This is a genomic window from Bacillus sp. SIMBA_008 (assembly GCF_046535495.1).
Taxonomy (GTDB): Bacteria; Bacillota; Bacilli; order Bacillales; family Bacillaceae; genus Bacillus; species Bacillus subtilis.
In genome coordinates, this window is sequence record NZ_JAWRWL010000808.1 from 1 (window position 1) to 256 (window position 256).

Sequence of the window (256 nt, forward strand, 5' to 3'; positions counted from 1 at the left end):
TCCGCTTTTTCAATATTTTTCGCTCCTTGTTCCGCGTCCCATTCCCAAACGGGAATCCCTTCGTCCGGCCACTCTTCTGTCATAAGGGTCTGCAAGCCGTACATTTCAAACCGGCTGTCCTTCGGAATGATGACAGGCCCTCCTTCAAAGCGGTTCACCTGCGTGCGCAAAGCGTCGTAAAGCCCGGCTGCATCCGTTTCGATCAGTTCGGTATGAATGTTGACGCAGTGGTCTTTCAGCATCGTGACAAGATCGT

1 pseudogene is annotated in these 256 nt (G+C 52.3%); it reads right to left on the minus strand.

Features of this window, described 5'->3' with window-relative positions:
• Window positions 1-256, minus strand: a pseudogene (locus SB658_RS25550) (lactate utilization protein C); the annotation flags it as partial.